This window comes from Ensifer sp. NM-2 (assembly GCF_003024455.1).
Lineage (GTDB): Bacteria > Pseudomonadota > Alphaproteobacteria > Rhizobiales > Rhizobiaceae > Ensifer > Ensifer canadensis.
In genome coordinates, this window is the sequence record NZ_PVZR01000007.1 from 129,274 (window position 1) to 141,806 (window position 12,533).

Genomic DNA, 12,533 nt, shown 5'->3' on the forward strand with positions numbered 1-12,533 from the left:
GAGATTTTTACTCATCGTTTCTTGATGCAGCTGATCGTGCTACAGCGCCGCGCGTCTTATTAGACGCGCGGCGCTGTAGCACTTTGAATTGCTGCATGTTTTTATCCTTAAATCGAATAGGATTTAAGGAAACACGCAGTAGAGCGTTGCCGCTCTAAATATCGAAATGCGCGATCACCGGCACATGGTCCGACGGCCGCTCCCAGCCGCGCGCTTCCCGCAGGATATCCACCTGCGTCAGCTTCGGCGCGAGGTCGGCCGACGACCAGATGTGGTCGAGGCGTCGGCCGCGGTCGGCCGCTTCCCAATCCTTCGCGCGGTAGCTCCACCAGGTATAGAGCTTGGTCGGCGCCGGCGCATGCTGGCGCATCAGGTCGACCCAGGCGCCGCCGTTCATCACCGTGTTGAGGCCCTCGGTTTCGATCGGCGTATGGCTGACGATCTTCAGGAGTTGCTTGTGCGACCAGACGTCGTCCTCGAGCGGCGCGATGTTGAGGTCGCCGACGAGGATGGAGGAGATGCCCGCCTCGGCTTCGGCGTGCAGCAGCTTCATCTCATCGACGAAATCGAGCTTGTGGCCGAACTTCGGGTTGATCGACCTGTCCGGTTCGTCGCCGCCGGCGGGAACGTAGAAATTGTGCAGGCGGATCTTCTTGCCGCCCGCCTCGAACACCACCGAAAGGTGGCGCGCATCGCCGACGACGCAATAGTCGCGGCGGTCGCTAAGCTCGTGCAGGGGCAGACGCGAGATCGTCGCGACGCCGTGATAGCCCTTCTGGCCGTGCATCTCGATATGGTTGTAGCCGAGTGCCTTGAGTGGCTTTGACGGAAACTGGTCGTTCGGGCACTTGGTTTCCTGCAGGCAGAGAATGTCGGGCTGCCAGGTCTTCAGCAGATGTTCGATCAGCGGCATGCGCAGGCGAACGGAGTTGATATTCCACGTGGCGACGGAAAGGGCCATTGCTCATTCCCCATGATTGGGTAGGTCCGGGCGTTCGACGAATGGAAAGCCGGCTCAGGACGGATATGTTTTCGATGTCGGGGAGGTTTAAGCAGGTCTGGCGCGTCGGGACAAGGAATGCATGAAAAGGTCGCTGCGCACTTTGACGCGCTGCATGTTTTATCCTTAGATCGGATCCGAGGACACATGCAGTGGGCGGCCGATGTCCACAATGCCTATGCTGAGGCGGTCTTAGCCGCCCCGTTTGTTGCGAACCTCGTCGTAAGGAATCTTGAACACCTTGTCGTCGAGCGCGATGCCGGTCCGGACGTTGAAGATCATCACCGACGTGTCCTTCTTCTGCGCATCGGTGATCGTCCACTGGCGCAGGTCGTAGGTCTTCGGATCGAACATCATGGTGATGGTCGAATCGCCGAAGATCGAGCGATCCCCGAGCACGATGGTGATGAGGTCTGATTCTTCCTTGACGTCGCGCACCATCTTGCCGGTCAGGTCGATCCGCTCGCTGAGCAACAGGTTCAGCGGCGTCTTGGAGAGCGGGTAGATATCCCAGGTCTTCAGCTTCATATTGCCGATGACCACCGACTTGCCGTCGGAAATCACGCGCATCGGCGAAGGCGCCTCGTAGTTGAAGCGGATGCGGCCGGGGCGGCGGATGTAGAACTTGCCACCGGTCTGCTCGCCGCGCGGGCCGAACTGCACGAATTCGCCGGACATGGTCTTCACCGACGAGAAATGATCGGCGATCTTCTGGGCGGAGGCCGGGGCCTGGGCAAAGGCCTTGGTGACGTCAAGACCGGCGCCACCCATGCCCGCGAGCGCCGCGAGGCCGCAAACGAATACACGGCGCGACATCGCCGGATTGCTGCCCAGGGTGGTTTTCGTCTCTGTCATCACAGTCTCCTTCATTTCCTGAATCATCTGGAGCGCAAGTGCGGCACCTTCAAGGCGTTTTTCATGGCCTTCGGCGGGCCGCGCTCTCACATGACCGTTACCGGGCATGGATCATCGCCCGGGACGAAAGCCGGGTTTACCGGCCAGTGATTTCCGCTTCGGTCGGCACGAGGATTTCCCGTTTGCCGGCATGGTTTGCCGGGCCGATGATGCCTTCCTGTTCCATGCGCTCGATCAGTGAAGCGGCCCTATTATAGCCTATCCCGAGGCGACGTTGCACATAGGATGTGGAGGCCTTGCCGTCGCGCAGAACGATCGCCACCGCCTGGTCGTAGGGGTCGTCGGAATCGGCAAGATTGGACGTGCCGGCGGGGCCGCCGCCGTCATTGTCCTCGTCGTCATCTTCGGTGATCGCGTCGAGATATTGCGGTGTGCCCTGGGTCTTGAGATAGGCGACGACTTCCTCGACTTCGGTGTCGGAGACGAAGGGACCGTGGACGCGCTGGATGCGTCCGCCACCGGCCATGTAGAGCATGTCGCCCATGCCGAGCAGCTGTTCGGCACCCTGTTCGCCAAGGATGGTGCGGCTGTCGATCTTCGACGTCACCTGGAAGGAGATGCGGGTCGGGAAGTTGGCCTTGATCGTACCGGTGATGACGTCGACCGACGGGCGCTGCGTCGCCATGATCACATGAATGCCGGCAGCGCGCGCCATCTGCGCCAGCCGCTGCACCGCGCCTTCGATGTCCTTGCCGGCGACCATCATCAGGTCGGCCATTTCGTCGATGATGACGACGATATAGGGCATCGGCGACAGATCGAATTCCTCGGTCTCGTAGATCGCCTCGCCGGTCTGGCGGTCGAAGCCGGTCTGCACCGTGCGGGTGATCGCATCGCCCTTGGCCAGCGCCTGCTCGACGCGGGTGTTGAAGCCGTCGATGTTGCGCACGCCGATCTTCGACATCTTCTTGTAGCGCTCTTCCATCTCGCGCACCGTCCACTTGAGCGCGACGACCGCCTTCTTCGGGTCGGTCACGACGGGCGAAAGCAGGTGCGGGATGCCGTCATAGACGGAGAGTTCGAGCATCTTCGGGTCGATCATGATCAGGCGGCACTGGTCGGGACGCAGGCGGTAGAGCAGCGACAGGATCATGGTGTTGATCGCCACTGACTTGCCCGAGCCGGTGGTGCCGGCGACGAGCAGATGCGGCATCTTGGCGAGATCGGCGACCACCGGTTCGCCGCCGATGGTCTTACCGAGCGCCATGGCCAGGCGCGCCTTGCTGGTCTCGAAGTCGCGCGAGCCGATCAGTTCGCGCAGATAAACGGTTTCGCGGCGCTGGTTGGGCAATTCGATGCCGATGGCGTTGCGGCCCGGCACGACGGCGACGCGGGCAGCAATGGCGCTCATCGAGCGGGCGATGTCGTCGGCAAGGCCGATGACCCGGGAGGATTTGATGCCCGGCGCCGGCTCCAGTTCATAAAGGGTAACGACCGGGCCCGGGCGGACGTGGATGATCTCACCCTTGACGCCGAAGTCCTCAAGCACACCTTCGAGCATGCGGGCGTTCTGCTCCAGCGCGTCGGCGGAGAGCGAAGCGTCGCGGGTGACGTTCTTCGGCTCGGCGAGGAAATGCATTGGCGGCAGCGCGAAATCGCCGTCATCGTCCTCGACGAAGGAGCGCTGCGCCTCGCGCTCGAGCCGCTGGCTGGTCTTCGGGCGAGGCGGCGGGGTGGCAACACGCGAGCCGGCCTTCGGCAGACCCTGCTTCGGCGGTGCTGCTTTCGGCGCCCAGTCGGCTGCTGCGTCAAGATCGTCGTCCTCGTCATCGGACAGAATGCCGGCGGGGCGGCGCTCGTCCATGTCGAAGGGCATGTCGTCATCGTCATCAGCCATGATCGGCGGTGGCGTGACGATGCGGCGCTCGGAACGGTCGAGCGAAGGTTCGATGCGGTCGCCGGCCATCGGCTTCGGCCGGACCGGCTCGTTCAGCGTGCCGAATTCGTCATTGTTGAAATCGTAGGGCTCATCGTACTGGCGCTTCGTCGGCGTGCGGGTACCGCTCATGCCGAAGATGCGGCGGACGCGTGCCTGCACGGTGTAGCGCAAGTGGGCGAAAGAGCCCATCAGCAGGGTGAAGGGGCCTTCGCTGTCGTCTTCGTCCAGTTCGTCGCGCACGGTGCGCGCCTTGCTCGGCGTCGGCGCCTCGATCTCGTCTTCGTCCTCCTCCTCGCCGACACCGATCAGGCCGGCGCTGTAGATCAGGCACCAGGCGGCAGGAGCGGCGAAGATGCAGGCAAGCACGGTAGCGAAGGTGCCGGTCGGGAAGGCGCCGGTGAACAGCGCGGGAAACCGCAGGATCATGTCGCCGAAGACGCCGCCGAGGCCGTTGGGCAGCGGCCAGGTGATCGGCGCCGGGACGCAGCTCAAGGCCGCGCCTGCAAGCACCGATCCGACGAACCAGAGGCCGAGGCGCTTGAAGATCTTGTCGAAGCGCTTGCCGCCGATCAGCACCAGCGCCCAGGCAACGGCCGGAAGCAGGGCGACGACGCTTGCAAGCCCGAAAAACTGCATGAAGATGTCGGCAAAGGCCGCGCCGGCATAACCGAGCACGTTGGTCGGCTCGTCGGAGGTGGCGTAGGAGAAGCTCGGGTCGGCAACGTTCCATGTCGATAGCGCCGCGATTGCCAGCGCCAGTGCGCCAAACAGCGCAAAGCCCGCCAGCGACGCGATCTGTCGCCATACGAATGTGGTTAGCACGAACCGGTTGGAACGGCTGTCAAGCGTTGCCGGATTGCTTCTGCTCATGTTGCCTGCTGCCCGTCTCGATCTTCAAGACACATTGCGTGCCATGGAATCAACCTAAGCGAAGCACGGTTAATGCGACATTAACCATGCGTGTATGCCGCTAAAATACCGGTGGGCGAGGCGTGCAATCCGCATGAAAGGGAAAAAAAGCCCGGATCAGTCGATCCGGGCCAAAGGCGATCCGTATCAGACGGACCGCGACGGGACGTTGAGCGGCGCCTGTTGACGGCGCCGCGATTGGCTTAGCTGTGGTAGGCGGCTTCGCCGTGGGACGAGAGGTCGAGACCTTCGCGTTCGGCTTCGACCGAGACCCGGAGCCCGACGATCGCGTCGACCACCTTGTAGAGGATGGCCGAGACCACGCCGCACCAGATGATGGTGATGGCGACGGCGGTGAGCTGGGTCATGAACTGGCCGCCCATGGTGACGCCGTCGGCATAGCCGATGCCGCCGAGCGATGACGATGCGAAGATGCCGGTCGCCAGCGCACCGAAGAAGCCGCCGACGCCGTGAACGCCGAAGACGTCAGCGGTGTCGTCGTAGCCGAACTTGTTCTTCACCACCGAGACGAAGAAGTAGCACAGCGGCGAAACGATCAGGCCCATGACGATCGCGCCCATCGGGCCGGCGATGCCGGCGGCAGGCGTAATGGCGACGAGGCCGGCGATCATGCCCGAGGCTGCACCGAGCATCGAGGCCTTGCCGCGGGTGAAGGTTTCGACGACCGACCAGGAAAGGATGGCTGCTGCGGTCGCGAGGAAGGTGTTGACGGTTGCGAGCATCGCGCCGCCTGATGCCTCGAGGTTGGAGCCGGCGTTGAAACCGAACCAGCCGAACCACAGCATCGCTGCGCCGACGAGCGTCAGCGTCATCGAATGCGGTGCCATCATGTCCTTGCCGAAACCGGTGCGCTTGCCGACCATGATCGCGCCGATGAGGCCCGCAACACCGGCATTGATGTGCACGACGGTGCCGCCGGCGAAGTCGAGGGCGCCCATGCCGAAGAGCAGGCCGTTGCCGTCCCAGACCATGTGGGCGATCGGGAAGTAGACGAAGGTTGCCCAGAGGACGGAGAAGAGCACGGCCGCCGAGAATTTGATGCGCTCGGCAAAGGCGCCGATGATGAGGGCCGGCGTCAGCGCTGCAAACGTCATCTGGAACAGCATGAAGATGTATTCCGGAATGACCACGCCTTGGGAGAAGGTGGCCGACGTGCTGTCAACCGAGACGCCTGCGAGGAACATCTTGGCGAAGCCGCCGAAATAGGGGTTGGTCGAGCCGCCGAAGGCGAACGAATAGCCATAGACGACCCAGACGATCATCATCGTTGCGCCGATGACGGTGCACTGCATCAGGACCGACAGCATGTTCTTGGCGCGAACGAGGCCGCCGTAGAACAGCGCGAGGCCTGGGATCAGCATGAAGAAGACGAGCAGCGTGGAGATGAACATGAAGGCCGTGTCGGCCTTGTCGGGAACGGGTGCTGCGGTGGTGGCAGCGGCGGCTGCCGGTGCGGCTTCCTGGGCAAAGGCGACGACCGGTGCAAGAAGGGCGGCAGAGGCTGCGCCGATCCTGACCAGAGAGGTGGAAAGTTTGCTTGACGACATCGAGTAGTGCTCCCTGAACGGCGTGGCTTACAACGCTTCTGAATCGGTTTCGCCGGTGCGGATGCGCACGGCATGGTCAATGGAGTAGACAAAGATCTTGCCGTCGCCGATCTGGCCGGTCTTGGCGGCAACGGCGATCGCTTCCACGGCCTTGTCGACGACCTCCGAGGCGACCGCGATCTCGATCTTCAGCTTTGGCAGGAAGCTCACGGCGTATTCGGTGCCGCGATAGATTTCAGTATGTCCCTTCTGGCGGCCGTAGCCTTTAACCTCGGTTACGGTCAGGCCCTGGATGCCAACAGCAGTGAGGGCTTCGCGAACCTCATCGAGCTTGAACGGCTTGATAATGGCCATCACAATTTTCATCGGTTTCCCATCCTTGTTCGCCTCCGGTCGGAGGCCATCTCTCCTTGCTGCGGAACGCTGAAAGCGCCGTGCAACCGGACAGCTACATTCAAGGGGCGTGCCAGATTCGTCGTGGCACGCTAAACCTATGAAAAGGCATGGGAAAATTATCACGCACAGCGACGGTGCCGCGACGCGCTAAAAAATCGTCACTTTAGAAGATTAAAAAATAGGCAGAAAAGAATAAGTGCCCTATTCCTGTTCAGCTGCCTTTTTCCGGATCAGGCCTTCCTGCGCCACCGAGGCAATCAGCACGCCGGAACGGTCAAAAAGGCTGCCGCGGGTCATGCCGCGGGCACCATGGGCACTGGGGCTGTCCTGGGTATAGAGCAGCCAGTCGTCCATCTTGCAGGGGCGATGGAACCACATGGCGTGATCGAGGCTTGCAACCTGCAGGTTGCGATCGAACACCGACGTGCCATGGGCATAGAGCGACGTGTCGAGCAGCGTCATGTCCGAGAGGTAGGCAAGCACGGCCGCCTGCAGGTGGCGCTCGTCGGGCACATGGCCGACGGCCTTGACCCAGACGTCCTGGGTCGGCTTACCATCGTTGCGGGCGAAATAGTGGGTGAGCGAGACCGGCCGGATCTCGATCGGCCGTGGCCGCTCCCAGTAGCGGCGGATCGCTTCGGGGGCGTGCGCCAGGAACTTGTCCTTCAGCTCCTGCTCGCCCGGCAGGGTTTCCGGCATCGCCACGTTGGGGATGTCGATCTGATGTTCGAAGCCGTCCTCGTCATATTGGAACGACGCCGACATTGAGAAGATCGCCTTGCCGTGCTGGATGGCGACGACACGCCGCGTGGCGAAGCTCGAGCCGTCGCGGATGCGGTCCACCTCGTAGATGATCGGCACGGACGGATCGCCTGGGCGCATGAAATAGGCGTGCAGCGAGTGCACGTAGCGGCCTTCGTCGACAGTGCGCTGGGCTGCGACCAGCGCCTGCCCGATCACCTGGCCGCCGAACACGCGCTGCCAGCCGACCTGGGGACTGCGGCCACGGAACAGGTTCTCCTCGAGCTTTTCGAGGTCGAGTGTGGCAAGCAGCGCATCCATGGGCGTTGCGGTCTCAGTGGGGCGCGACATTTCGGCTGTCTCCGATGGTAGGAACGGCGATGGCATTGATCTATATAGGCATGAAACGATGCTCAAGTGCGACGGGAGAAAGCGGATGATCGATGTGTTGATTGCCGGTGGCGGCTATGTCGGCCTTTCGCTCGCGGTATCGCTGAAGAAGGCGGCACCGCATCTCGAAGTTTCCGTCATAGACGGTGCGCCGGAAGGCGCCTGGAAGCGCGACGAGCGCGCCTCTGCCGTCGCCTCGGCAGCTGAGCGCATGCTCGATGTTCTCGGCGTGTGGCAGGCGATTGTGCCGGAGGCCGAGCCGATCCGGCGCATGGTCATCACCGATTCGAAGACATCCGATCCGGTGCGCCCGGTTTTCCTCACCTTCGACGGCGAGGGGGAGGAGGGGCGGCCCTTTGCCCATATGGTGCCGAACACGGCCATGGTCGGCGCGCTGCGCGCCGCCTGCGAGGAGTTTGGTGTAACCGTGCGGCAGTCGACCATGGTCGAAACCTTCGAGAGCGGCGATCATGCGGTTGCGGTGACGCTTACCGGCGGCGAGCAGTTGGAGGCCCGTCTGCTGGTTGCCTGCGATGGCGTGCGCTCGAAGCTGCGCGATGCGGCCGGCATCAAGACGGTCGAATTCGACTATGGCCAGTCGGGCATCGTTACCACCGTCGAGCATGAGCGCCCGCACGAAGGCACGGCCGAGGAGCATTTCCTGCCGGCCGGCCCCTTTGCCACCCTGCCGCTCAAGAACAATCGCTCGTCGCTGGTGTGGACCGAGCGCACTGCGGACGCGGAGCGCCTGGTCAAGGGCGACGATTTCCTCTTCGAAGAAGAGCTGGAGCGCCGCTTCGGCCACAGGCTTGGCCATCTCAAGGTTGTCGGCGGCCGTCGCGCCTTTCCGCTCGGCCTGACCCTTGCGCGCGATTTCGTAAAACCGCGGTTTGCGCTTGCGGGCGATGCCGCCCACGGGATCCACCCGATCTCCGGCCAGGGCCTCAATCTCGGCTTCAAGGACGTGGCGGCGCTGGCCGAGACGATCGTCGAGGCGGATCGTCTCGGGCTCGATATCGGTTCGCTTGCTATCCTCGAGCGCTACCAGAGCTGGCGCCGGTTCGACACCTTCCGCATGGGGGTGACCACGGATGTGCTCAACCGACTGTTTTCGAACGACATTACACCCGTCAGGATCGCCCGCGACTTCGGTCTCGGTCTTGTCGATCGGCTGCCGTCCCTCAAAAGCTTCTTCATCCGCCAGGCGGCCGGCGTTGCCGGCGACGCGGACCCGCGGCTGCTTTCCGGCCAGCCGATCTGAGGGGTCAGAAGATGGTGAGATTCTCGATCCGGTAGACGAAAAGCGCCCAGAGCCAGCCGGGCGCGACATCGACGACGGCAGTGAATTTGTCTTGCAGATCCTGGTACGACAACAGCAATGTCATGCCGATCGCGATCGTCCACGTGAAGCAGATGCGTAGATTTCTGCGGCTGAAGAACTCGTAAAATCCGTCCTCGTCGTATTCGGTCCCGGCGACCATGTCCCAGAAACCGTAGTTCGCACTCAGCATGTCGTCGATGGCGTGATTGCGCCAGAACTGGCCGGGCGCGGCATTGAAGCGATCGGGAATGAAATTGAACGACGAGCGGAAGACATGGACCGCCGCGCCAAGCGCGGTCAGAGTCACGATCGCGACGACGTAGTGCCAGATGTTCATCGTGTCCCGCCGAGCTACCGATAGTCCAGGCAACTTACGGGCTATTCCTTGACTGATCGTCAAAGGATGTGGGATCGGCCGCTGGCGTCAGTCCTCGATCTTGCGTGCCTCGGAGATCAGCATGATCGGCACACCGTCGCGGATGGGATAGGCGAGCCGTGCCTTTTCCGAGATCAACTCATTGGCTTCGGCGCGATAGCTGAGCCGGCCCTTGGTCAACGGGCAGACGAGCAGTTCGAGCAGTTTCGGATCGACCTTGCTGGCGTTGACGTCCATGACCCCTCGCTTACTGCAGAATGTTGTCGACATCGCCGAAATTGCGCGCAAGCACGATCTCGGTAATGGCAATCAGCGTCTCGGCGCGGGTCTTGAGGTCGGGGGCCTCCAGCAGCGCCTGTTTTTCTGCCGGTCCGTAGGGCGACATCATCGCCATGGAGTTGACCAGCGTGCGGTTGCTGGCGCGCTCGACACTCTCCCAGTCGGCCTTCAGCTTGTTGGCCTCCAGATAGGCCCTGAAGGCTGCCAGCAGCGCCGAGCGATCGACAAGGCTTTCATCGTCGCGATTTTCGAGATCGGCCGTGAAGGGCCCGATACGGAAGCGGCGATAGCCGCGTGTGCCGGCCACCTCGTTAAACAGTCGGTAGCGGCATACGCCGGTCAGCGAGGTGATGTAGCGGCCGTCGCCGGTTTCGGCAAAGGAGGTGATGCGGCCGATGCAGCCGACCTCGCAGAGCGCGGGCACCGGCCCGACGCCGATGTCGTTGCGGCCTTCGCAGAAGGAGGGCTGGACAATCCCGACCAGCCGATTGCCGGAAAGAGCGTCGTCGAGCATCGCCAGGTAGCGTGGCTCGAAGATGTTGAGCGGCAGCTGGGCACCCGGGAGCAGCAGCGCACCGGTCAGCGGAAACACCGGAATGATCTCCGGCAAGTCCTGCGGACCAAGATAACGTGCATTTCCGACATGCATTCCAATTGACCTTGCAGATGTCCGGTTCTGCCCCGCCACGCCCATAGGCATAGCCAACCAGATCAAGAAATGGTGCGCCCTTCGAAAATCTCAAGGGAAAAACGCACCGATCTTGCTGCTCTGCTCAGGAAAAGAGGATCGACGACAGCTTGCGGCGGGCGGCGATCGTCGCCGGGTCTTTCGGGCCCCAGACTTCGAAGAACGAGACGAGCTCGCGCCGTGCGCCATCGTCGTCGAAAGCCCGGTCGCGCTTCATGACCGTCAGCAGGTGGTCGGCCGCGCCATTGCGGTCGCCTTCCACGTTGCGGATCTTGGCGAGCATCATGCGCGCCTCATGGTCGTCAGGGTTTGCCGCCAACCGCTGTTCCAGGGCGTTCGGATCGCCGAGCTTGCGGGCTTCTTCGATCTGGTCAAGCTTCTTGGCGATCGCGCTGATGCCGGCATCCTTGGCAAGATCTTCCGGCAGGCTCGTAAGCGCTTCGCGCGCTTCGGCGATCTGGCCAAGCGTGATCATGCAATCGACCATGCCGGCAATAGCCACCACATTCTCCGGGTCTGCCTGCAGCACGGCGCCGAAGAGCCCGGCGGCGTTCTCGGCATCGCCCGCTTCGAGCAACCCCTTGGCGTCGGCAAGTGCTGCCTCGATCTCGGCCTTGCTGTCGTCGACGGCGGGGCCGGCGATCTTTTCGATGAATTGCTTGATCTGGCTTTCAGGCACGGCACCCATGAAACCGTCGACCGGTCGCCCACCGACGAAGGCGATGACGGCGGGGATCGACTGGATGCCGAGCTGGCCGGCGATCGACGGATGGTCGTCGATGTTCATCTTGACGAGCTTCACGCGGCCGGCGGCTTCCGTCACGACCTTTTCGATCACGGGGGTCAGCTGCTTGCATGGTCCGCACCAGGGCGCCCAGAAATCGACGAGAACAGGCTGCTGGCGCGAGGCGTCCAGCACGTCCTTGCTGAAGTTGGCGGTCGTCGTTTCCTTGATCAGGTCGCCGCCCGGTGCGGCGGCCGCGGCCGGCTGGCCGCCGAAGGAAGCCGAAGCGGTCATCTGGTTGCCGAAGGACCCTGCATAGGGATTGTCGTTGCCCGTCATTCTTCTCTCCTCGCCGGCTCGTGATCCGGCTTCCTGCATTCGCGCCAAAGATCGTATGTCAGGCTGTCACTTTCAAGACAAGCGGTTCATGTCCCGTCGCTTCCATGAAGCGCAACAGGTCGTTCGAGCCGATCGAGGTCGTCGCGTCGTTGGAAAGCGGGTGGCAGTTGATCACATCGAACTTCATCAATTCCTCGTCGATGATCACCTTGACGTTGCCGCCGGTGTCGTTGATGGCGCCGAGTGCGGTCACCGCTCCCGGGATGACGCCGAGATATTCCATCAGCTTCTCCGGCTTGCCGAAGGAAACCTTGCTCGCAGCACCGATGACCTGGTGTACCGTCTTCAGATCCACGGTCGCGTGTTCCTCTACGGTCAAAAGGAAGTAGTTGTCCTTCTTGTCCTTCACGAACAGGTTCTTGGTGTGACCGCCGGGGATTTCGTCGCGCAATGCCACCGATTCGGCCACGGTGAACACCGGCTCGTGTTTTTTGGTGCTGTGTTCGATGCCGAGGTCGTCGAGAAAGCGGAAAAGTTCGTCCGCGGTCTTCGGCTGCGCTTCGTTCATGAGGGTGATTCTCCTGCCGCTCCGTTTTTTTCCAGTCTGCTTTAGGGGAGAACGGCCGCGGCGTGCAATCTCAGAGACGGCGGCGCGGCGCGAAAACGCGGCATTTGCGGGCTTCCCGGGGAGGCTTCCAAAAAATATTCGCTTTCTCGACATTTCCCTGTTGCATTCCAAAATCGCTTAGGCCATATAGCGCCCGTCGCCGCAAGACAGCGCGGCACCCACGGTCCACCGACTACCCCCGGACCGAGGTAATGAGCGGGTGTAGCTCAGGGGTAGAGCACAACCTTGCCAAGGTTGGGGTCGGGCGTTCGAATCGCCTCACCCGCTCCAATTTTCCCAACCATTTTACTTGTAAATGCTTTTGGCTTCGGCCAATGCATTCGCCCCGGGCGAAACGCAGCAGCCGTCTTGTCTCTGCTGTCAGCGCCGATGCGCTCGCC

General features: G+C 62.4%; 12 protein-coding genes and 1 tRNA gene. 2 read left to right on the top strand and 11 right to left on the bottom strand.

Annotated features, from left to right (window positions below; translation table 11 throughout):
• Window positions 1–154: 154 nt before the first annotated feature.
• From C6558_RS16155 to tesB, 6 genes are all read right to left on the bottom strand, one after another.
• Window positions 155–961, bottom strand: coding sequence for an exodeoxyribonuclease III (locus tag C6558_RS16155; protein WP_107027561.1), 807 nt, complete (start codon window positions 959–961; stop codon window positions 155–157).
• 231 nt (window positions 962–1,192) lie between these two features.
• Window positions 1,193–1,855: an outer membrane lipoprotein carrier protein LolA gene (locus C6558_RS16160; protein ID WP_025425158.1), complete on the bottom strand. Its 663-nt coding sequence runs from the start codon at window positions 1,853–1,855 to the stop codon at window positions 1,193–1,195.
• Between the two features lie 136 nt (window positions 1,856–1,991).
• Window positions 1,992–4,664, bottom strand: a complete 2,673-nt coding sequence (locus tag C6558_RS16165) for a DNA translocase FtsK (protein WP_025425157.1) — start codon at window positions 4,662–4,664, stop codon at window positions 1,992–1,994.
• Between the two features lie 242 nt (window positions 4,665–4,906).
• A complete protein-coding gene (locus tag C6558_RS16170) occupies window positions 4,907–6,271 on the bottom strand; it encodes an ammonium transporter (protein ID WP_057210857.1) in 1,365 nt (454 codons plus the stop codon).
• Window positions 6,272–6,298: 27 nt separating this feature from the next.
• Complete coding sequence (locus C6558_RS16175; protein ID WP_025425156.1) at window positions 6,299–6,637, bottom strand: P-II family nitrogen regulator; 339 nt, start codon at window positions 6,635–6,637, stop codon at window positions 6,299–6,301.
• A gap of 231 nt (window positions 6,638–6,868) precedes the next feature.
• The gene (gene tesB, locus C6558_RS16180) at window positions 6,869–7,759 is read right to left on the bottom strand and encodes an acyl-CoA thioesterase II (protein WP_025425155.1); all 891 of its coding nucleotides are present in this window, start codon (window positions 7,757–7,759) and stop codon (window positions 6,869–6,871) included.
• An 85-nt stretch (window positions 7,760–7,844) separates the two neighbouring features.
• Between tesB and C6558_RS16185 the strand changes: the two genes are divergently transcribed.
• On the top strand, window positions 7,845–9,059 hold the full coding sequence (locus C6558_RS16185; protein ID WP_057210855.1) for a ubiquinone biosynthesis hydroxylase: 1,215 nt from the start codon (window positions 7,845–7,847) through the stop codon (window positions 9,057–9,059).
• 4 nt (window positions 9,060–9,063) lie between these two features.
• On the opposite strand, the gene C6558_RS16190 is transcribed toward C6558_RS16185, so the two are convergent.
• The 5 genes from C6558_RS16190 to C6558_RS16210 form a co-directional block, all read right to left on the bottom strand.
• Entirely contained in the window at window positions 9,064–9,456 is a 393-nt protein-coding gene (locus C6558_RS16190) for a hypothetical protein (protein ID WP_025425153.1), read from the bottom strand.
• 87 nt (window positions 9,457–9,543) lie between these two features.
• Window positions 9,544–9,732 carry a Trm112 family protein gene (locus tag C6558_RS16195; protein WP_025425152.1) on the bottom strand — a complete coding sequence of 63 codons (189 nt, stop codon included), beginning with the start codon at window positions 9,730–9,732 and terminating at the stop codon, window positions 9,544–9,546.
• A gap of 10 nt (window positions 9,733–9,742) precedes the next feature.
• Window positions 9,743–10,423 (bottom strand): LON peptidase substrate-binding domain-containing protein, encoded by a 681-nt coding sequence (locus tag C6558_RS16200; protein ID WP_025425151.1) that lies wholly within the window; start codon window positions 10,421–10,423, stop codon window positions 9,743–9,745.
• 124 nt (window positions 10,424–10,547) lie between these two features.
• Window positions 10,548–11,525, bottom strand: a complete 978-nt coding sequence (gene trxA / locus C6558_RS16205) for a thioredoxin (RefSeq protein WP_025425150.1) — start codon at window positions 11,523–11,525, stop codon at window positions 10,548–10,550.
• 58 nt (window positions 11,526–11,583) lie between these two features.
• A complete protein-coding gene (locus tag C6558_RS16210; RefSeq protein WP_025425149.1) occupies window positions 11,584–12,093 on the bottom strand; it encodes a prolyl-tRNA synthetase associated domain-containing protein in 510 nt (169 codons plus the stop codon).
• 255 nt (window positions 12,094–12,348) lie between these two features.
• On the opposite strand from C6558_RS16210, the gene C6558_RS16215 reads away from it, so the two are divergent.
• Window positions 12,349–12,423: transfer RNA gene (locus C6558_RS16215), tRNA-Gly, on the top strand.
• Window positions 12,424–12,533 lie beyond the last annotated feature (110 nt).

Excerpts from the sequence above, each read along its gene's own strand:
- C6558_RS16155 (WP_107027561.1), bottom strand. The coding sequence starts at position 961 with ATGGCCCTTTCCGTCGCCACGTGGAATATCAACTCCGTTCGCCTGCGC.
- C6558_RS16160 (WP_025425158.1), bottom strand. The coding sequence starts at position 1,855 with ATGACAGAGACGAAAACCACCCTGGGCAGCAATCCGGCGATGTCGCGC.
- C6558_RS16165 (WP_025425157.1), bottom strand. The coding sequence starts at position 4,664 with ATGAGCAGAAGCAATCCGGCAACGCTTGACAGCCGTTCCAACCGGTTC.
- C6558_RS16170 (WP_057210857.1), bottom strand. The coding sequence starts at position 6,271 with ATGTCGTCAAGCAAACTTTCCACCTCTCTGGTCAGGATCGGCGCAGCC.
- C6558_RS16175 (WP_025425156.1), bottom strand. The coding sequence starts at position 6,637 with ATGAAAATTGTGATGGCCATTATCAAGCCGTTCAAGCTCGATGAGGTT.
- tesB (WP_025425155.1), bottom strand. The coding sequence starts at position 7,759 with ATGTCGCGCCCCACTGAGACCGCAACGCCCATGGATGCGCTGCTTGCC.
- C6558_RS16185 (WP_057210855.1), top strand. The coding sequence starts at position 7,845 with ATGATCGATGTGTTGATTGCCGGTGGCGGCTATGTCGGCCTTTCGCTC.
- C6558_RS16190 (WP_025425153.1), bottom strand. The coding sequence starts at position 9,456 with ATGAACATCTGGCACTACGTCGTCGCGATCGTGACTCTGACCGCGCTT.
- C6558_RS16195 (WP_025425152.1), bottom strand. The coding sequence starts at position 9,732 with ATGGACGTCAACGCCAGCAAGGTCGATCCGAAACTGCTCGAACTGCTC.
- C6558_RS16200 (WP_025425151.1), bottom strand. The coding sequence starts at position 10,423 with ATGCATGTCGGAAATGCACGTTATCTTGGTCCGCAGGACTTGCCGGAG.
- trxA (WP_025425150.1), bottom strand. The coding sequence starts at position 11,525 with ATGACGGGCAACGACAATCCCTATGCAGGGTCCTTCGGCAACCAGATG.
- C6558_RS16210 (WP_025425149.1), bottom strand. The coding sequence starts at position 12,093 with ATGAACGAAGCGCAGCCGAAGACCGCGGACGAACTTTTCCGCTTTCTC.